Origin of the sequence: Streptomyces cavernicola (assembly GCF_029968035.1) — a bacterium.
Classification (GTDB): Bacteria; Actinomycetota; Actinomycetes; order Streptomycetales; family Streptomycetaceae; genus Streptomyces; species Streptomyces cavernicola.
On the sequence record NZ_JASCIQ010000005.1, the window covers coordinates 19,193 to 37,491 of the forward strand.

At 69.8% G+C, this 18,299-nt stretch carries 16 protein-coding genes and 1 tRNA gene; 11 read left to right on the plus strand and 6 right to left on the minus strand.

Annotated elements, in window-relative coordinates; all coding sequences use genetic code 11:
* Nucleotides 1-140: 140 nt before the first annotated feature.
* The gene (locus QIS96_RS06275; protein ID WP_282541387.1) at nt 141-626 is read right to left on the minus strand and encodes a hypothetical protein; all 486 of its coding nucleotides are present in this window, start codon (nt 624-626) and stop codon (nt 141-143) included.
* 580 nt (nt 627-1,206) lie between these two features.
* Here QIS96_RS06275 and QIS96_RS06280 point away from each other — a divergent pair.
* The 3 genes from QIS96_RS06280 to QIS96_RS06290 all read left to right on the plus strand — a co-directional run bounded on the left by QIS96_RS06280 (nt 1,207) and on the right by QIS96_RS06290 (nt 2,991).
* Nucleotides 1,207-1,632 carry a hypothetical protein gene (locus tag QIS96_RS06280; protein ID WP_282541388.1) on the plus strand — a complete coding sequence of 142 codons (426 nt, stop codon included), beginning with the start codon at nt 1,207-1,209 and terminating at the stop codon, nt 1,630-1,632.
* 214 nt (nt 1,633-1,846) lie between these two features.
* Nucleotides 1,847-2,248, plus strand: coding sequence for a hypothetical protein (locus QIS96_RS06285; protein ID WP_282541389.1), 402 nt, complete (start codon nt 1,847-1,849; stop codon nt 2,246-2,248).
* A gap of 182 nt (nt 2,249-2,430) precedes the next feature.
* Nucleotides 2,431-2,991 (plus strand): hypothetical protein, encoded by a 561-nt coding sequence (locus QIS96_RS06290; RefSeq protein WP_282541390.1) that lies wholly within the window; start codon nt 2,431-2,433, stop codon nt 2,989-2,991.
* 354 nt (nt 2,992-3,345) lie between these two features.
* Here QIS96_RS06290 and QIS96_RS06295 read toward each other — a convergent pair.
* Nucleotides 3,346-3,418 (minus strand) — tRNA-Arg (locus tag QIS96_RS06295).
* Between the two features lie 69 nt (nt 3,419-3,487).
* Nucleotides 3,488-4,768 carry a M6 family metalloprotease domain-containing protein gene (locus QIS96_RS06300; RefSeq protein ID WP_282541391.1) on the minus strand — a complete coding sequence of 427 codons (1,281 nt, stop codon included), beginning with the start codon at nt 4,766-4,768 and terminating at the stop codon, nt 3,488-3,490.
* 473 nt (nt 4,769-5,241) lie between these two features.
* Here QIS96_RS06300 and QIS96_RS06305 point away from each other — a divergent pair, with 473 nt between their 5' ends.
* Together QIS96_RS06305 and QIS96_RS06310 are read left to right on the plus strand one after the other, a co-directional pair.
* Complete coding sequence (locus tag QIS96_RS06305; protein ID WP_282541578.1) at nt 5,242-5,835, plus strand: TetR/AcrR family transcriptional regulator; 594 nt, start codon at nt 5,242-5,244, stop codon at nt 5,833-5,835.
* Nucleotides 5,836-6,057: 222 nt separating this feature from the next.
* Nucleotides 6,058-7,617, plus strand: coding sequence for an MFS transporter (locus QIS96_RS06310; protein WP_282541392.1), 1,560 nt, complete (start codon nt 6,058-6,060; stop codon nt 7,615-7,617).
* 30 nt (nt 7,618-7,647) lie between these two features.
* On the opposite strand, the gene QIS96_RS06315 is transcribed toward QIS96_RS06310, so the two are convergent.
* Nucleotides 7,648-8,157 (minus strand): MarR family winged helix-turn-helix transcriptional regulator, encoded by a 510-nt coding sequence (locus tag QIS96_RS06315; protein WP_408907131.1) that lies wholly within the window; start codon nt 8,155-8,157, stop codon nt 7,648-7,650.
* 161 nt (nt 8,158-8,318) lie between these two features.
* Between QIS96_RS06315 and QIS96_RS06320 the strand changes: the two genes are divergently transcribed.
* Nucleotides 8,319-9,104, plus strand: a complete 786-nt coding sequence (locus QIS96_RS06320) for a dioxygenase family protein (RefSeq protein WP_282541394.1) — start codon at nt 8,319-8,321, stop codon at nt 9,102-9,104.
* 228 nt (nt 9,105-9,332) lie between these two features.
* Here QIS96_RS06320 and QIS96_RS06325 read toward each other — a convergent pair whose 3' ends face one another.
* Nucleotides 9,333-9,863 (minus strand): GNAT family N-acetyltransferase, encoded by a 531-nt coding sequence (locus QIS96_RS06325; protein ID WP_282541395.1) that lies wholly within the window; start codon nt 9,861-9,863, stop codon nt 9,333-9,335.
* Between the two features lie 204 nt (nt 9,864-10,067).
* Between QIS96_RS06325 and QIS96_RS06330 the strand changes: the two genes are divergently transcribed.
* Entirely contained in the window at nt 10,068-11,084 is a 1,017-nt protein-coding gene (locus tag QIS96_RS06330; RefSeq protein ID WP_282541396.1) for a sigma-70 family RNA polymerase sigma factor, read from the plus strand.
* A 36-nt stretch (nt 11,085-11,120) separates the two neighbouring features.
* Here QIS96_RS06330 and QIS96_RS06335 read toward each other — a convergent pair whose 3' ends face one another.
* Entirely contained in the window at nt 11,121-12,149 is a 1,029-nt protein-coding gene (locus QIS96_RS06335) for a helix-turn-helix transcriptional regulator (protein ID WP_282541397.1), read from the minus strand.
* A gap of 63 nt (nt 12,150-12,212) precedes the next feature.
* Here QIS96_RS06335 and QIS96_RS06340 point away from each other — a divergent pair, with 63 nt between their 5' ends.
* From QIS96_RS06340 to QIS96_RS06355, 4 genes are all read left to right on the plus strand, one after another.
* Complete coding sequence (locus QIS96_RS06340) at nt 12,213-13,796, plus strand: MFS transporter (protein ID WP_282541398.1); 1,584 nt, start codon at nt 12,213-12,215, stop codon at nt 13,794-13,796.
* 362 nt (nt 13,797-14,158) lie between these two features.
* Nucleotides 14,159-14,920 (plus strand): DeoR/GlpR family DNA-binding transcription regulator, encoded by a 762-nt coding sequence (locus QIS96_RS06345; protein WP_282541399.1) that lies wholly within the window; start codon nt 14,159-14,161, stop codon nt 14,918-14,920.
* Between the two features lie 44 nt (nt 14,921-14,964).
* Complete coding sequence (gene pfkB, locus QIS96_RS06350) at nt 14,965-15,912, plus strand: 1-phosphofructokinase (protein WP_282541579.1); 948 nt, start codon at nt 14,965-14,967, stop codon at nt 15,910-15,912.
* A 148-nt stretch (nt 15,913-16,060) separates the two neighbouring features.
* On the plus strand, nt 16,061-18,214 hold the full coding sequence (locus QIS96_RS06355; RefSeq protein ID WP_282541400.1) for a PTS fructose transporter subunit IIABC: 2,154 nt from the start codon (nt 16,061-16,063) through the stop codon (nt 18,212-18,214).
* Nucleotides 18,215-18,299: the final 85 nt, after the last annotated feature.

The following is an 18,299-nucleotide window of genomic DNA, read 5'->3' on the forward strand; positions in this document are numbered from 1 at the left end:
AGTGCCAGTACCAGCGCCAGCGCCAGTGCCAGTGCCAGCGCCAGTACCAGCGCCAGTGCCGGCGCAGTCCATTCCAGTCCTGCTCGGCGTGCACTGCAGACGCCACGTCAGACGTCATGGCGGAGGGCCGCCGCCGCTCGTCACTCTCCTGCGGCCAGCACCTCTTTCGCGCGAACAGCGAAGGCCTCACAGGCATGCTCCGCCGCCTCGCCGCGGGCGAGCATGTCCGCCTTGTCGGTGGCGAAGAAGATCTCCCGCGTCTGCACCTGTATCGCGGCGGCCTGCTCGGCAAGCTGCTGCGCCTGCGGGCCGAGGGCAACAAGGCGGAGCCGGAACACACTGCTGCGCACTTCGACATGGAGCCGGTACGACTCGGCTCGGGCCGCGAGCGTCGCCTCTGAGTCGGGTGATGCGTGCTGGCTCGTCCACCGGTCGTACTGCGCCCGCCGATAGTCCTCCGCCAGGCCGATGAAGTCGGTACAGGCATCGAGGAGATGCTGGTGGCTTCGCTCGCGGGCAGTGTGCGCCGCGGACCGGGCGGCGATCTTGTCCTGGTAGCGGTGCGCGACGACAGCACCCAGCAACGTTCCGACGACGGCGATGGCGGCCGCAATGATCCCCGACACAACGAACAGCCCACCACCGGGCAGCGTTCACCGGGTAGGGCGCGAATCGGCCACCACTCGCACGCCGCCCTCCGCCGCAAGCAAGCGTCATACGATCCGATGCAGTTCCTTGCCGCCCCAGAAATCGGCTCCGGGGTAGCAGGAGTCGTCGGCCGGTATCGGTGCGCAGAACCAGGCAGCGGGGAGACGGTACGACTGCCCGTCCCAGCCCTTGCCCCGCGCGACGGTCACGATGCTGCTGTCGATGAGCTGCAGAAAGAGCGCCGTCGTTGGGGACTTGGAGCTCGTTCCAGCTGTCTGTCTCCAGAAGGTTCGCCACTTGCCGTGCCCTACGACGCCGAGCTGAGCGTTCTTGAGGGGCGGGTGGAGGGGCTCGCGCTGGTGGCGCAGTTTGAAGGAGCCCTTCGAGTACGCGACCGTAGATGAACTGAGATTGAGTACGAGCACCCATCCCCCGCCAGGTAGCCGAGCCCATCTGCCGCGGCCCCTCGCCGCCGTACCGTCCCCGCATGCCTGACGAGACCGCGCCGCAACGGGAATCCTGGGGCCGAAGGAGCTTCCCCGTGTCGCACCCGAGGACATGGCCGGCCGCGCCTTCCAGCAGTCTCAGGAGGCGTACGGCGTTGCGGGCTTCAACCGCACCATTGAGCCGGGAGTCGAGGAGATCGGTGTCAGCACGGAGAACACCTTCAGCGCCGACTACTGCTACGACGGGGGCCTGCTGGGGCTGAAGGACGACACCGTTGACGGCGCCTACCGGATGCACCACAGCTGGGCCCTGGACCGCGTGCCTGCGAGCAAGGCCGTCTCCGGCCTCCGCCGACTGCGCCAGCACCTTGAGCGCAGCGGCTGGGAAGTCACGTCTTCCCGAGAGGGCACGAAGAACCAGAACTGGGATTTGTTCGTCCAGCGGGACGACGGAGACGAGCGGATGTCCTTCACCTGGTTCCCGGACCGGGAGTACTTCATGGGCGGGGCGTCCGTCCCATGCGCCTACGACCCCTAATGGAAGGACGGCGACGTCGGTCTGCCGGGGGAGAGCGAAAGGCCACCGGTCTTCGGCCCTGCCCAGCGTGACTAGGGGCTGCTGCTGGTTGCGGCCTCGGGGCAGGTTCCTGCGTGCGGCAGCCGGCGTAGTCGGCCTCGGAACCCACTGCGGCGAGACCACGAGACATGACGGGTGGATGCATGGAGATCATGGAGACAAGGCTGAGTTTCAAGTGGCACGCAGGGATCGTGGCCGGGTGCAGCGCGGTGCTGCTGGCGCTTCTCTCCTGACGTTCCTGCCGATTCCGCTGGTGCTGCCGGAGTCGAAGTGGTTCATGGTGGGGATCGCGGCGGGGCTGTTCCCGCTGCTTCTGCCGTTCCTGCTGTTCGGTGCCGCCATGCTGCGTGGCTGCCTCCTCGCCGGAGGTCTCGACAAGAGTGAGAGCCGGCGGGACGTGCTGGCCGTCCCTGGAACTCTCTTCGCCGGTGCGGCCGTTCTCACCCTCATCGCCGGGGAGGCGCGGCGTGAGCAAGCCGCGACCGCGGCGCTGCCCGGCCCGGCTCAGCCTGGAGGCGGCGAGGGCCCGGAAACGGACTGGAGCCACAAGGGGCCCATCGGGGCTCGAAGGCGTTGAGTAGCGGTCTGAGTACGGCAGCTCATGTGGGCCCCAGAGCGAGGCAGGACGATGGGCGCATGACAACTCCTCCGCCGTCGCCCGGGATTCCGCCGCATCCGCCCAACTCCGGGCCCCCGGCGGTGCCGACAGCGCCACAGGCGCCACCAGCGCCACCAGTGCCGGCGAGGAAGCGACGTGCGGTGCTGATCGGCATCGTCGCCGCGGTCGTCTTCGCGCTGCTCGCCGCGGCCGGCGTGGCGTGGTGGCTGTTGCGCGACCAATCCCCGCTGGCGGGGCGGCCGCGGGTGACGGACAAGACGGCAGGGGTCTCGTACGGGATTCCTGAAGGCTGGAAGCATCAGAAGGGCGACCTCGCCTCTCCCTTCACGTCAGCCATCGTCAAGCAGCCCAGCGATGGTGAGGTTGAAAAAAGCACTGTCATCGCCGGACGGGGCGACGGCGTCCCCGAGTCCGAGCTGAAGGAGACGACCGAGCTCGCCGCGCGGTCCAACGCGGAGTTCTTCGCTCCGAACGGCTCGTCGAAGCTCAAGGAATCCAAGTCGGCGACGGTGGACGGTCGCGCTGGGCACTCGACAACGGTGGAGATGGCTGACGGCGAGGGCGCCAAGCTGTACATGCGGATCACGGTGGTGTCCATGGGCGACAGCCGGTCGGTCTTCTTGCTGGGGTTCTTCCCGCAGTTGGGTACGCCTGAGGAGTCAGATGTCGACGCGGTGGTGGCCAGCGCTTCCTTCAAGTAGCGGGACCTCGGCAACGCCCCCGGCCGTCCCGGGGGCCGGAGGAACATCGCCAAGGCCCATGGCTGTGCAGCGAGTTGCTGGTGCTGGTCGGGTTCTGACCGGCCGTCAGGGCCCAGCGGGCATGGGTCCGCATCGATGTACGGGCCGCGGCCGTCCAGGTTGCCGTGCAGGTCGTACCGGCGGTGCGGATACAAGCCGAAGCCGGCGGCCTCGATCGGGTACGCGGGGCCTCACGGCTCGGCAGCCAGGGCGACGGGCAGTTGTGTCCCCGATCTGCCCCCGCAGACATGGAAAAGCCCTCCCGGATTGGACTCCGAGAGGGCTCCTCTACGCGCAATGCCTGGTCAGGCACAGTGCCCCCGGCAGGATTCGAACCTGCGACACCCGCTTTAGGAGAGCGGTGCTCTATCCCCTGAGCTACGAAGGCAAGGCGTGCTCGTCAGTGTAGCGGGTGGGGCAGAGCCGGGTTCGGGGGTTGTGGATCAGTGGGGCGGGGTCAGGTTCGGGTGATGTGGATGCTGTGGGTGCCGTCCTTCTTGGCCGGGCCGACGCTGATGCGGAGGTCGTGCTCCTCGTCCGTGAAGGTCTGCCCGGAGGCGTAGGGCGCGTCGGAGAGTTCCGCGTGGACGTTGGGGCGGCGGGTGCAGCCGCCCGAGTCACGGCTGGAGTCGCTGACCGTGACGGGGCCGTGGCCGGTGTCGATGTCGGCGTCGACGCGGTAGACGAGGACGCCGGGCTTGCACACCGCCTCGTCGTTGCCGCCGCGGGTGCGGACCTCGATGGCGTACCCGGTGCGCTCGTCGAGCGGTACGAAGGCGAGCTTCGTACCGCCGCCCTTCGCGGCGAGCGGCTTCAGGCTGAGGTTGGTCGTGCCGTGGGCCGCGGCGCAGCTGATCTGTTCGTCGTCGAGCCAGCCGAGCTTCCACTTGTGCCAGCCGAGCAGATCGTTGTTGGCGCCCCAGTCCTCGCTCATGATGTCCCAGTGGCCGACGGCCCCGCCGCCGTCCGAGGTGTAGAGGTCGGGCAGGCCGAAGATGTGGCCGTTCTCGTGCGGGAGTACGCGATAGCCCGTCTCGCGGTACGAGCCCGAGCCGTCGTCCTGACGGCTGTAGACGAAGGACGCGTTGGAGACCGGCACGCCGTCGGCGACCGGCGCCTCATGGTTCCCCGCGAACGTCACCGAGAGGACCGTGTCGAGCGCGGACGGCCCGGCGTTGGGCGTCATCAGCACATTGACCAGGTCGTACTCGCGGAAGTCCACATCCGGGTCCGCCGCCTCGACTATGTCCTCGACCAGCTGGCGGTACCCGGGGTCGAAGGGGGCACCGCGTTCTATCCCGTACGAGGCGAACGAGCGCGGCATGCGCAGCCAGCTCTTGATGGGGGCGTGCGCCTGGTAGTCGAGGCGGCCGTAGGAGCTGGTGCGGAACCATTCCTGGGTCTGCGGGAAGAATTCGCCGAGGCGGTCGGTGGCGCGGCCCTGGCCGCGGGCGTCGGAGAAGTCGACCATGAGGTTGAGGGCGCGGACGATGCCCGTCGAGCGCGCGTACCCCGGCTTCGTGGGGACGCCTTCCGACATCTGGATGCCCATGGTTCCGCTGATCATGCAGGGTGCGAGAGCACCGGCCCGGCCGGGGCTGCCGGGGCCCGCGGCCCGGGAGTCCGCGGTGAGGCGGCCGGTGCTGGCCGTCACGGTGACGGCGAGGACGAGGGCCGCGAGTGCGGCGAATACGGGCCTGCGCCGCGGCCTGGATATCCACTCTCGGGACAGCTGCATCCGCCCGCCTTCCGGTCCGTGGCAGCCGGCCGGTCCTGGCTGCGCCCTTGTCGATCACCCTGTGGCGGGGGTTGCGCGGGCGCTCGCTGAGGGCGACCGATCGTGTGCTTTTGCCGAAACGGCACGTGAGGCGGGTCACATGAGGGGCGGGAAATAACCGGGGAGCCCTTCCCCGTTTACACGGGTGTTCCGTGAAGCGGGGAGAGTTTCCCCGTATCGGCCCGCCTCGGCCTCCCCCTCCGTACCGGCTCCCTTGTCGGCCGGACGGGCGGGCCGGAGGGCCGGACCGGTACACGACCTTGAGGAGCGAAGCCGTGGACGTCGACACCGCAGACCCCGCAGGCACCGCGCGTACCGCAGGCGGTGCGCGTGCCGCAGGCGATGCGCGTACCGCAGGTGGTGCGGGCGCTGAAGGTGAGGCCGGTGCCGCATCGAAGCGGTCGGGCCGGACGCCGCGCCCGCGGGCCGATGCGCTGCGGAACCGCGAGCGGATCGTCGGTGCCGCGCGGGAGATGTTCGTCGAGCTCGGCCCCGAGGTGCCGCTCGACGAGATCGCCCGCCGCGCCGGAGTCGGCAATGCCACGGTCTACCGGCACTTCTCCGACCGCTCCGTACTCATCCGCGAGGTCGTCTGCTCGGTGATGGACCGCACCGCCGAGCGGGCCGAGGAAGCCCTCGCGGAGGAGGCGGACGCCTTCCAGGCGCTGCGCCGCTTCGTGCACGCCGCGGCCGACGAACGGATCGGAGCGCTGTGTCCGATGCTCTCCGGCACTTTCGACGAGGAGCACTCCGCCCTCGACGGTTCCAGGCGTCGCCTGGAGCTGCGGATCGCGGAGGTCATGGAGCGGGCGCGCGCCTCCGGGCAGTTGCGCACCGACATCGCCGTCGGTGACCTGTTCGTCGCGCTCTCCCAGCTCACCAGGCCCCTGCCGGGCAGCGGCTGTGCGAACTTCGACCAGTTCGTACACCGTCATCTGCAGCTGTTCCTCGACGGACTGCAGACCCCGGCCCGTTCTGAACTCCCGGGCAGCGCCGCAACGTTGGAGGACCTCCGCCGCCCGGCATGACCGCACCGCCGGCGTCACCTTGACCTAGAGCTTGCTTGAGGTTGCAGGCTCTTCGTAGTTCCCGTTTTCCCGCCCTGTCGCTCTCCCTCTTCAGCTCGTCTCTCTTCAGCCCCTTTCTTCCTTCAGCCCCTTTCTTCGACTCCCTTCTTCGCGCTTGCCGGGCGCAGGCGTCACCGGGTTCGTCGATCACCAGTCCTGAGAAGTCCCGAGGTGGGTACCCCCATGTCTGAAACAGCACCGTCCATATCCGTAAAGAGCGGTATCTCCGATACCGGGCCCGACCCCACACGTTGGCGAGCCCTTGTCTTCATCGCGCTCGCCCAGCTGATGGTCGTCCTCGACGCCACCATCGTGAACATCGCTCTGCCCTCCGCCCAGCAGGACCTCGGCATCTCCGACGGCAACCGGCAGTGGGTCATCACCGCCTACGCCCTCGCCTTCGGCGGCCTGCTGCTGTTCGGCGGTCGCGTCGCCGACTTGTGGGGACGCAAGCGCACCTTCGTCACCGGTCTCATCGGCTTCGCCGGGGCGTCCGCGCTCGGCGGCGCCGCGACCGGTGAGGCGATGATGCTGGGCGCTCGCGCACTGCAGGGTGTGTTCGGCGCGCTGCTCGCGCCCGCCGCGCTCTCGCTGCTCGCGGTGATGTTCACCGACGCCAAGGAGCGCGCGAAGGCCTTCGGCATCTACGGTGCGATCGCCGGTGGCGGCGGCGCCGTGGGCCTCATCCTCGGTGGCTTCCTCACCGAGTACCTGGACTGGCGCTGGACGTTCTTCGTCAACATCCCCTTCGCCGTGATCGCCGCCGTGGGCGCGTACTTCGTGATCCGCGAGCCGGTCGGTTCCCGCAACCGTTCTCCTCTCGACATCCCCGGCGTCGCCCTCTCGACGCTCGGCCTGGTGGCTCTGGTGTACGGCTTCACTCGCGCCGAGTCCGACGGCTGGTCCGATGCCACGACCGTCGGCCTGTTCGTCGCATCCGCCGTGCTGCTCGCCTCCTTCCTGCTGGTCGAGTCCCGGGTCAAGGCCCCGCTGCTGCCGCTGCGGGTGCTGACGGACCGCAACCGCGGTGGTGTCTACCTGTCGCTCGGTCTCGCCGTCATCGCGATGTTCGGCCTGTTCCTCTTCCTCACCTACTACCTGCAGGTCGTGAAGGGTTACTCGCCGGTGATGACCGGCTTCGCCTTCCTGCCGATGATCGCCGGCATGATCACGGGCTCCACGCAGATCGGCGCCCGCCTGATGACCCGCGTGCCGCCGCGACTGCTGATGGGCCCCGGCTTCCTCGTCGCCGCGCTCGGCATGCTGCTCCTCACCCAGCTGGAGATCGGCACCTCGTACGCGGGGCTGATCCTGCCGGCGCAGCTGCTGCTCGGCCTCGGCATGGGCACCGCCTTCATGCCCGCCATGTCCCTGGCCACGCACGGAGTCGAGGCGCGGGACTCCGGTGTCGCCTCCGCGATGGTCAACACCTCTCAGCAGGTGGGCGGCGCCATCGGTACGGCGCTGCTCAACACCATCGCAGCCTCTGCCACCACCGCCTACCTGACCGCCCACGCGGCGGACGCGACCACCCCGGCTTCGCGGAAGCTTCTGCAGGCGCAGGCCATGGTGGACGGCTACACCAGCGCGATCTGGTGGGCGGTCGGCATCCTCGTGATCTCCGCGAGCATCGCTCTGACCTTCATCACCACCGGGCACCAGGGCGGTACGCCGGTGGCCGGGAGCGGTGCCACCGGTACGGACGAGGAGGCCGAGGCGCGGGTCCCGGTGATCGCCCACTGACCGGCCTGGCCGGCCTGACGGCCCAGGTCGTCACCTGAGCCAGGGCAGATCGGCACCCGCCTCGTTCGGCTGAAGTCCCTCGGCGATGATCCGCATGATCTCGCCGAGGGATTTCTGCTGTTCGGACGTGAGCCGGTCGAAGATCGCCTGGCGTACGGCGGCTACATGTCCCGGCGCCGACTGCTGCAGCGTCGCGTATCCCTCGTCGGTGAGGATCGCGTTCTGTCCTCGCTTGTCGGAGGGGCAGTCCTCCCGACGCGCCCAGCCGTGCTGTTCGAGCCGTGCGACGGCGTGCGAGAGGCGGGAGCGGGTGATCTTCGCTTGCCGTGCGAGCTCGGTCATGCGCATCCGACGGTGCGGAGCCTGAGAGAGCTGCACGAGCAGTCCGTAGTAGACGTGCGGCATCTTCGCGTCGCGCTGCAGCTGTCGGTCCAGATGGTCCTCGAGGAGCATGGTGGCGTGCAGATATGCCAGCCAGGTGCGCTGTTCCTCGTCGTTGAGCCAGCGCGTGTCCTCGTTCTGCGTCGTCATAACACCCACTGTACGAACCTCATCCTTGAAACTTCAACAAACACGGCGTAATCTCCAAATTGGGAGCTTGAACATTCAAGCTTGTTGTTCGTCTCTACCCTCCGGGCGCGTCCGCGCCTGTGGGGGTACCCGCCCTGTCGACCTTCCCCGTCCGAGTGTCAGGAGCCGTCATGACCGCCGTCGCCCCGGAGCGCATGCCCGCCCTCTATCTCAGCCACGGTGCGCCGCCGCTCGCCGATGACGCCCTGTGGACGGGGCAGCTCGCCGCCTGGTCGGCTGACCTTCCGCGCCCCAAGGCGGTGCTGATGGTCTCCGCGCACTGGGAGGAGGCTCCGCTCGCCCTCGGGGCCACCGAGACCGTCCCCCTCGTCTATGACTTCTGGGGCTTCCCCGAGCACTACTACCAGGTGCGGTACGCCGCGCCCGGCGCGCCCGAACTCGCCGACGCGGTACGCAAGTTGCTGCGTACGGCCGGCACTCCTGTTCAGGACATCGAGGATCGCGGCCTCGACCATGGCGCGTACGTCCCGCTCGTCGAGATGTACCCCGACGCCGACGTCCCTGTTCTGCAGATCTCGTTGCCGACGCTCGATCCGCAGCGTCTGATGGAGATCGGCCGCAAGCTCGCCCCACTGCGCGACGCGGGCGTTCTGATCGTCGGCAGCGGATTTTTCACGCACAACCTGGCCGCGCTCCGGCAGGGCGGTATCCCCTCCTGGTCGGCGGAGTTCGACGCGTGGGGGCGGGAGGCCCTGGACGCGCAGGACGTGGACGCTCTTCTCGACTTCACGCACAAGTCGCCCGCCGGGCAGCTCGCGCACCCGCGCACGGAGCATTTCGCCCCGCTGTTCGTGGCGATGGGCGCCGCGGACGCGAACGGTGAACTCGGCGCGCAACGCTCGGTCATCGACGGCTTCTGGATGGGGCTGGCCAAGCGGTCGGTGCAGTTCGGCTGAGTCCGCGTGGCTCGCAGGGGCGTTCGCTGGTCGATGGCGTCGTGAAAGGCCTGCTCGGGCATGGGGTGCCTCCGTCTGTACGTGGGAGCGCTTGTTCGAGAAGCAAGCTGCTCTCGCACCGTATGAACCTCGCGGCAGCGGACGACAGGCTTCCGAAAATGGTCCACGCGTTCGAGTGAGGGTGAACCGTTTCGGCGTCCCGAAGGCCCCTCGGGCGTGGCAAGCTCGTCAGCAGTCGGGTCCGAGACGCTTCTCGTACCAGGCGACATCCCAGTACCGGTCGAACTTCCGGCCCACTTCCGCGTACGTCCCCACGTGCCGGAAGCCGAAGCGCTCATGGAGGAGGACCGATGGGGCATTGGGTAGGGCGATGCCCGCGTATGCACGATGGACGTCCTCGCCGGACAGGGCGTCGAAGAGAGACGTGTAGAGAAGGGTGCCCACGCCGCGGCCGGCGGCGTCCGGAGTGAGGTAGACGGAGACCTCGACGGAGGTCTCGTAGGCCGGCTTCGAGCGGAAGGCGCTGCTCGTCGCGTACCCCAGAATCGGGGAACCGGGGGACGGCTGCGCAACCAGGAGGCGGTGGCGGCCGTCTTCAGGGTGGGAGCGAAGCCACGGCAGGCGTTCCTCGGGCGTGAAAGGCACCGTGTCGAAGGTGATGGCGGTCTCACGGACGTAGTGGTTGTAGATCTCCGTGAGGGCCTCGATGTCGCCTTCGGAACCCGGCCTGACCAGCATCTCTGTCGATCGCTTCGGCATCCCGCCTCCTTGGTGGCCGCACAGGGTACTGCAAGATCAGGAAAATTGTTGAGCGGCTTGGGAATTCTGTCCGGATTCCAGTCGTTGTTTCCATCGGATGCAGGGCACCCGGAAGGTGTGCTCTTCGCCACGGGCCGCCTCGGATCCCGCCCCGGACCCCGGGCCCGTCTGAACTGCCGACCCACTCAACGCAAGGGAGCACGCATGGCAACCCGTGCCGTCGCCCGTCGTAAGTCTGCAGCCGGATCGGCCGGCAAGACCGACGCGGCCCGCAGTGTTCGCGCCGGAGGCGGCGAGATCGCCGACCGCGACCTGGTCGGCATGTATCTCGACGAGATCGCCCGCACGCCTCTGCTCGACGCCGCCCGCGAGGTCGAGCTGTCGCAGGTCATAGAAGCAGGCGTGTATGCCCAGAAGATCCTGGACGGAGAGGTCGAGGAGAAGAGCAAGGCCGCCGACGGCGCGAGCCGCGAGGAACTCGAGGCACTCGTCGCCGACAGTGAGCGCGCCAAGGACGTCTTCATCCGCTCCAACCTCCGTCTGGTCGTCGCGGTCGCCCGCCGCTACCCGCGCAGCGGCCTGCCCCTGCTCGACCTGATCCAGGAGGGCAACGCCGGACTGGTGCGCGCCGTCGAGAAGTTCGACTACCGCAAGGGCTTCAAGTTCTCGACGTACGCGACCTGGTGGATCCGGCAGGCCATCACCCGCTCGATAGCCGACCAGTCGCGCACCATCCGCCTGCCCGTCCACCTGGTCGAGGAGCTCGGCCGGATCCGCCGGGTGCAGCGCGAGTTCAACCGCGAGAACGGTCGGGAGCCGGAGCACACCGAGATCGCCGCCGAGCTCGGCTCCACGCCGGAGCGCGTCTCCGACGTGCTGGACTGGGCCCGCGACCCGGTCTCGCTGAACATGTCGGTGGACGACGACGGCGACACCCAGTTCGGTGACCTCCTGGAGGACACCTCGGCCGTCTCGCCCGAGCAGTCCGTGCTCACGCTGCTGCGCAGCGAGGAGCTCGACGACCTGATCGGCCGGCTCGACCAGCGGACGGCGTCCATCATCAAGATGCGGTACGGCATAGACGACGGCCGCGAGCGGACCCTCACCGAGGTCGGCAAGGAGCACGGCCTCACACGTGAGCGGATCCGTCAGATCGAGAAGCACGCGCTGCTCGAACTGAAGAAGCTCGCAAGGGACACGGGTTTCGACGCGGCGGCGTGAGACACGCGGGGCAAGCCCACAGGGCTCCCGCCCCGCTCACCCCAAGGACGAGTCCCGGTGCCATTCCCCCGTGGTGCCGGGGCTCCCATCTGCGGAGCCTTCGGCGGCCCTGCCGAGGCGAGACCCCAACTCCCGTACATGAGCGGCGAGTTCGAGTGGGCCGTGGATCGTGAAGTCCGTGTCCACCAGTGCCAGGCGCACGGCCAGCCACTCGATGGCGTCCGAGACGGTGGTGCGCAGGCGGCAGGTGTTCGGGCCCTCCGGAGTCGGTGTGCCCAGGCCCTTGGGGATGCGGGCTGCGACGAACTCGGCCGGGGCGGCGAACGTCACATCGAGTTCGTGCGTCGGCTGGCCGCGCCACATCGCGCGGCGCGTGAACTCCGCCGCGTCGCCCTCCGGGAGAGGGCGCGGAGCGAAGCGCGCGCCGGTCGCGAAGGGCTCGGTGAGGCGGTCGACCCGGAAGGTGCGCCAGTCCTCCCGCTCCAGGTCGTACGCCACGAGGTACCAGCGGCGGCCGGTCGAGACCAGGCGGTAGGGCTCGACCTGTCGGCGGGACTCCGTGCCGTCGCCGGAGCGATAGGCGAAGCGGAGCTTCTCGGTGCCGGTGGTGGCCGAGGCGATCACGGTGAGGGTCTCGGGCGCGATCGTCGCACCGTCACCAGCTCCGTACACCAAGGGAGTTGTCGCGGACTGGAGGGTCGTGACGCGGTGGCGGAGGCGGGACGGAAGGACCTGTTCCAGCTTGGCGAGGGCGCGGACGGACGCCTCCTCTACACCCTCCACGGCATGGCCGGCGCCCGCCCGCAGGCCGACGGCGATGGCGACCGCCTCCTCGTCGTCGAGGACGAGCGGCGGCATCGCCTTGCCGGCCGCGAGACGGTAACCGCCCTCCGCGCCCAATGTGGCCTGGACCGGGTAGCCGAGCTCGCGCAGCCGGTCGATGTCCCGGCGCACCGTGCGCCGGGAGACTCCGAGTCGGTCGGCGAGCTCGCCGCCAGGCCACTCGCGCGGGGTCTGAAGCAGAGAGAGGAGCTGCAGCAGTCGTGCTGGAGTGTCCGTCGTCATGGCAACCATCATGGGCGCCAATGAGGACATCGTCTGACCTACATCACCCTTAGGTTCATCCACATGAAGAGCACCTCACCCACGACCTCACCCACCGGAGCCCAGGCCCCGGGGCCGGCGGCGGGCGATCGGCGGCGCTGGTTCGCGCTGGCCATCGTGATGACGGCGGCGTTCATGGACCTCGTCGACGTGACGATCGTGAACATCGCGCTGCCCTCGATCAAGGCGGACGAGGGCGCCTCGTTCAGCCAGATCCAGTGGATCACCGCCGGTTACGCGCTCGCGATGGGCGCGGGCCTGATCACGGGTGGCCGGCTCGGCGACATCTACGGGCGGAAGCGGATCTTCCTAGTCGGCATAGGCGGCTTCACGCTCGCCTCCGCGCTCTGCGGATTCGCGGCCAACCCGGAGATGCTCGTCGGCTCGCGCGTCCTGCAGGGGGCGACGGCCGCGCTGATGGTGCCGCAAGTCCTGTCGATCGTGCACGCCACGTTCCCGGCGCATGAACGGGGCAAGGTCTTCGGCCTGTTCGGCGCGATCGTGGGGCTCGGTGCGGTGTCCGGGCCGATGCTCGGGGCGCTGCTCACCGAGTGGAATCTGTTCGGTCTCGAATGGCGGCCGATCTTCCTGATCAACCTGCCGGTGGGTGTGGCAGGTCTGCTTCTCGGCCGGAAGTTCATCACCGAGTCCAAGGCCCCGAAGGCGCTCCGTCTCGACCCGATAGGCGTCGTGCTCGTCGTCGTCGGACTGCTGATGCTGCTCTACCCGCTGACGCGCGGGCGTGAGCTGGGCTGGCCGCTGTGGGGGTACGCGCTGATGGGCGGTGCGCTCGTGGTGTTCGCGGGGCTGGTGGCGTACGAGCGACACAAGACGCGCAAGGACGGTTCCCCGCTGATCGAGTTGTCGCTGTTCAAGGTCAAGAGCTTCGCTGCGGGTGCCGCCGTGCAGCTCACGTTCGGCCTGGTCACCGGGGTGTTCTTCCTGGTGTGGACGCTCTATATGCAGGTCGGCCTGGGCTGGAGCCCGCTGCGTGCGGGGGTGACGGGCGTTCCGTTCTCGCTCGCGGTGTCCGTGGCGGCCGGGATCTCGGTGCAGCGGCTCGTGCCGCGCTTCGGCCGCAAGGTGCTGCAGACGGGCGCGCTGACCATGGCGGCCGGCGTGCTGCTCTACATAGGGGAGGCCGAGCGGTACGGGCAGGGCATCTCGCCCTGGCAGATGGCGCTGCCGCTCGTGGTGATGGGCGTCGGCATGGGCCTGATCGTGGCGCCGCTGACCGACGCGGTGCTGTCCGAGGTGCCGCCTGAGCACTCCGGTTCGGCGTCCGGCCTCGTCAACACCATGATGCAGATGGGCAATGCGCTCGGGCTCGGCCTGGTGGCGGTGGTGTTCTTCGGCGTCATCGACGAGCCGTTGACCGGCGCCGCCGTGGGCGCGGCGTACGCGGACGCGTTCCAGCACGCGCTGTGGTGGGTCGCGGGTGTGCTCGGTGCGATCTTCCTGCTGATGTTCGCCCTGCCGGCGCGGCCCGCTCAGCATGTGGAGGGGGCGGAGGTCGCGGAGACGGAGGCTCCGGGGGCGAGCGAGTCCGCTGCCGGCGTGCCCTCCGCTGAGGACGGTTCCGGGCGGGACCCGGAGCTGGTGCACTAGGCCTGAGCTGACCGCTGACCGCTGACCGCTGACCGCTGACCGCTGACCGCTGACCGCTGACCGCTGACCGCTGACCGCTGACCGCTGACAGGTGACTGCTCACAGCTGACCCACGACGCGACGTACGACCGACCTGGTGGTCTACCTACCGGTCAAAGGGCGCCCGGAGTTTCCGGGCGCCCTTTCGTGTGCGGCGAGAAGAGCAGGTCAGCCAGTTCAGCCAGGCCAGCCCGGTTCGGCCCGTGCGACGGGACTGAAGTCTGTATCTGCCCGAACTGTGCCCGAATCTGTTTACTTCGCGGACATCCGCCCGTACGCTGGGCGTGAAACAACACGTTCGGGCATGAATCGGAGCTGAACCCATGTACGCACCGGAGCGGCAGCAGGAGATTCTTCGCCTCGCGCGTGACAGCGGCCGGGTCGACGTGTTGTCGCTCGCCGAGGAGTTCCAGGTCACCGCCGAGACCATCCGGCGTGACCTGAAGGCCCTCGATCGAGCCGGCCTCGTACGTCGAGTGCACGGCGGTGCCATACCGGCCGGGCGGCTTGACTTCGAGCCCGACCTCGCCGAGCGCGAGTCCACCGCGGCAGACGAGAAGGACCGCATCGCGCAGGCCGCACTCGCGGAACTGCCCGCCGAAGGCAGTGTGGTCCTGGACGCGGGTACGACGGTCGCCCGGCTCGCGGCCGCGCTGCCGCTGGAGTCCGGCCTCACCGTCGTCACGCACTCGCTGCCCACCGCCGCCCGCCTCGCCGACCACCCCGGGGTGCAGCTGCACCTGGTCGGCGGCCGCGTCCGGCACCGCACCCGCGCCGCCGTCGACGCCTGGGCGCTACGGGCGTACGGAGAGATCCGCGCCGACGTCGCCTTCCTCGCGGCGAACGGCTTCTCCGTCGAGCACGGGCTGACCACCCCCGATCTCGCCGAGGCCGCGGTCAAGCGCGCCGCCGTCGCCTCCGCCCGCCGTGTGGTGCTGCTCGCCGACTCGGCGAAGCACGGGCAGGAGCACTTCGCGCGCTTCGGCGACCTCGCCGACGTCGACCTGCTGATCACGGACAAGGGCCTCGGCGACGACGACACGGCCGTGATCGAGCGGGGCGGCACGGAGGTCGTACGCGTATGAGCTCGACAACTCCCCACAGCACGTACGAGAAAGACAGCGCAGGCATGATCCTCACCGTCACCCCGAACCCCTCCCTGGACCGGACCTACGAGGTCCCGGCCCTCGACAGGGGCGAGGTCATCCGCGCCACCGGCGACCGGATGGACCCGGGTGGCAAGGGCGTCAACGTGTCGAGGGCCGTCGCCGCGGCCGGGCGGCACACGCTCGCGGTGCTGCCGCTCGGCGGCGCGCCCGGCGATCTCGTCGCCGAGCTCCTCTGTGAGCAGGGCATCGAGGTCGCCCCTGTCGCGGTGGCGGGCCAGACTCGGTCCAACATCTCGCTCGCCGAGCCCGACGGCGCACTCACCAAGGTCAACGCGGCCGGTCCGGAGCTGTCCGCCGCCGAGTCCGAGGCGCTGCTCGCCACGGTCCGCGACCGGTCCGCGGGCGCTGCCTGGATCGCCTGCTGCGGCAGCCTGCCGCGCGGCCTGCAGCCTTCCTGGTACGCCGAGTTGGTGGCCCGAGCGCACGCCGCGGGCGCCCGGATCGCCCTCGACACCTCCGGCCCGGCGCTGCTCGCGGCGCTGCGCGAGCGCCCCGATGTGGTCAAGCCCAACGCCGAGGAGCTCGCCGAGGCGGTCGGCCGCCCCCTCGCCACCGTCGGCGACGCGGTCAAGGCCGCCGAGGAGCTGCGGCAGCTGGGCGCCCGTGCCGTGCTCGCCAGCCTCGGCGCCGACGGCCAACTGCTCGTCGACGATTTCGGTGCGCACTTCGGGAGCGCCCGCGTCGAGACCGTACGCAGCAACGTGGGGGCCGGTGACTCCTCACTCGCCGGCTTCCTCATCGCCGGGGGCAGCGGTCCCGAGGCGCTCGCCTCCGCGGTGGCGCACGGCGCGGCCGCCGTGCAGCTGCCCGGCAGCGTGATGCCCACGCCCGCCGACCTGAACCCGTCCGCCGTGACCGTCACGGCCGACGTACCGCTGGATCGCGCACTGACGGAGCCGGTCTCATGACCGCCCGCCCGGTACGTACGAACGCACGCCCCGAGTCCGCGGTCCCCGCCGCTTGTCGGGCAACCGCCGCATCCCCGTCCCCCGTCACCTCTCCGTCCCCTTTCCCCACCCCCGCCCGTCGGGCGATATGCGCGAGAAGGAGCCCGCGATGAGCGAGATGATCGCCGCGGACCTGGTCGACCTCGACCTGTCCGCCGACACCAAGGAAGCGGCCGCCCGCTCCCTGGCCGAGCGGATGGTCGCTCAGGGCCGGGTCACGGACCTTGACGGCTTCCTCGCCGATGTGGCCGCCCGCGAGGCGCAGATGCCGACCGGTCTCGACGGCGGCATCGGCATCCCGCACTGCCGCAGCGCCCATGTCACCGAGCCGACGCTGGCGTTCGGCCGCGCGGCCCAGGGCATCGACTTCGGCGCCGCCGACGGGCCCGCCGACCTGGTCTTTCTCATCGCCGCACCCGCCGGCGCGGACAGCGACCACCTGACCATCCTGTCGTCGCTCGCCCGCCAGCTGATGAACGCCGAGTTCACGGACGCTCTGCGGTCGGTGAACGACGCGGGGCGGGCGGCCGCGCTGATCCGCGGAGACGCGGAGCCCGAGGCGGAGCCTTCGGCAGCCGAGCCTTCGGTAGCCGAGCCTTCGACGGCGGAGGCTGAGCCCGCAGCGGCTACCGAACCCGCGGTGGCGGAGGCCGAGCCGACCCCGTCCGACGACGCCACGTCCGACTCCGACGAGGCCCCGTCCGACGACGGCACCCCCGCCGCCGACGCCCCCGACACCTCCGGCGCCCCCTTCAAGATCGTCGCCGTGACCTCCTGTCCGACCGGCATCGCCCACACGTACATGGCCGCCGAGTCGCTGGAGAACGCCGGTCGTGAGGCCGGCGTCGAGGTCGTCGTGGAGACGCAGGGCTCGGCCGGGTTCACCCGGCTCGACCCGGCGGTCGTGGCCGCCGCCGACGGCGTGATCTTCGCGCACGACGTGCCCGTACGCGAGAAGGAGCGGTTCGCCGGGAAGCCCACCGTCGACGTCGGCGTGAAGGCGGGCATCACTCGTCCCGCCGAGCTGATCGCCGAGGTGCGCGGCAAGGCCGAGCGCGGCGAGGTCACCTCGGGCACGGCCGCGGACACCCCCGTCGAGCGGGCGGGCGAGGCGGGCGACGGGTACGCCACGAAGCTACGCAAGTGGCTGATGTCCGGCGTCAGTTACATGGTTCCGTTCGTCGCCGCCGGCGGCCTCCTCATCGCGCTCGGCTTCGCGATCGGCGGCTACGAGATCAACGAGGCGAAGTCCGTCGCCGAGCACTTCGTCTGGACCGAGGCCGCGAGCTGGGCGGCGCTGCTCTTCCAGGTCGGCGGGCTCGCGTTCTCCTTCCTGGTGCCGGTGCTCGCGGGCTACATCGCGTACGGCATGGCGGACCGGCCCGGTCTGGTGCCCGGCTTCGTCGGCGGCGCGGTCGCCGTGAACATCGAGGCCGGATTCCTCGGCGGTCTCGTCGCCGGTCTCATCGCGGGCGCCACGGTCATGGCGATCCAGAAGGTACGCATCCCGGCCGTGCTGCGCGGCATCATGCCGGTGGTGGTGATTCCGCTGATCTCCTCGGCGGTGGTCGGCTTCCTGATGTTCCTCGTGGTCGGCAAGCCGATCGCCTCGCTGCAGGGCGCGCTCACCGACTGGCTGGAGTCCCTCACCGGCGCGAACGCGATCATCCTCGGCGTCATCCTCGGCCTGATGATGTGCTTCGACCTGGGCGGCCCGCTCAACAAGGTCGCGTACGCCTTCGCCGTCGGCGGCCTGGGCACCAACGCCACCGAGGGCAACCTGAAGGTGATGGCGGCCGTGATGGCGGCCGGCATGGTGCCGCCGCTGGCCATGGCGCTCGCGACGACCGTGCGCGGCAGGCTGTTCACCAAGGCCGAGCGCGAGAACGGCAAGGCGGCCTGGGTGCTCGGTGCCTCCTTCATCACGGAGGGCGCCATTCCGTTCGCCGCGGCCGACCCGCTGCGCGTCATCCCCGCCTCGATGGCCGGCGGTGCGGTCACCGGAGCCCTGTCGATGGGCTTCGGCGCGACTCTGCAGGCCCCGCACGGCGGCATGTTCGTGGTCCCGCTGATCGGCCAGCCGCTGCTGTATCTGGTGGCGATCGTCGCCGGTACGTGTGTGACGACGGGCCTGGTCGTCCTGCTGAAGGGGATGCGGGGAACCGCCCCCGAGCAGGCCCCGGCGAAGCCGGACGCGAAGGCTGCCGATCTGAAGACCGAGCTGAAGGCCGAGCTGAAGAAGGAATCGGTGCCGGCGGCCTAGGCCTCCACCGGCCCAGAGGCTCAACCGGTAGGTGAAAAGCCCTCGTCGCCGCAGAGCGGATCTCCGCACTGCGGCGACGAGGGCT

What these genes read in the sequence shown, in the direction of transcription:
- QIS96_RS06280 (WP_282541388.1), top strand. Translation starts at nt 1,207, where the DNA reads ATGGCCGGCCGCGCCTTCCAGCAGTCTCAGGAGGCGTACGGCGTTGCG.
- QIS96_RS06300 (WP_282541391.1), bottom strand. Translation starts at nt 4,768, where the DNA reads ATGCAGCTGTCCCGAGAGTGGATATCCAGGCCGCGGCGCAGGCCCGTA.
- QIS96_RS06310 (WP_282541392.1), top strand. Translation starts at nt 6,058, where the DNA reads ATGTCTGAAACAGCACCGTCCATATCCGTAAAGAGCGGTATCTCCGAT.
- QIS96_RS06320 (WP_282541394.1), top strand. Translation starts at nt 8,319, where the DNA reads ATGACCGCCGTCGCCCCGGAGCGCATGCCCGCCCTCTATCTCAGCCAC.
- QIS96_RS06325 (WP_282541395.1), bottom strand. Translation starts at nt 9,863, where the DNA reads ATGCCGAAGCGATCGACAGAGATGCTGGTCAGGCCGGGTTCCGAAGGC.
- QIS96_RS06330 (WP_282541396.1), top strand. Translation starts at nt 10,068, where the DNA reads ATGGCAACCCGTGCCGTCGCCCGTCGTAAGTCTGCAGCCGGATCGGCC.
- QIS96_RS06335 (WP_282541397.1), bottom strand. Translation starts at nt 12,149, where the DNA reads ATGACGACGGACACTCCAGCACGACTGCTGCAGCTCCTCTCTCTGCTT.
- QIS96_RS06340 (WP_282541398.1), top strand. Translation starts at nt 12,213, where the DNA reads ATGAAGAGCACCTCACCCACGACCTCACCCACCGGAGCCCAGGCCCCG.
- QIS96_RS06345 (WP_282541399.1), top strand. Translation starts at nt 14,159, where the DNA reads ATGTACGCACCGGAGCGGCAGCAGGAGATTCTTCGCCTCGCGCGTGAC.
- pfkB (WP_282541579.1), top strand. Translation starts at nt 14,965, where the DNA reads ATGATCCTCACCGTCACCCCGAACCCCTCCCTGGACCGGACCTACGAG.
- QIS96_RS06355 (WP_282541400.1), top strand. Translation starts at nt 16,061, where the DNA reads ATGAGCGAGATGATCGCCGCGGACCTGGTCGACCTCGACCTGTCCGCC.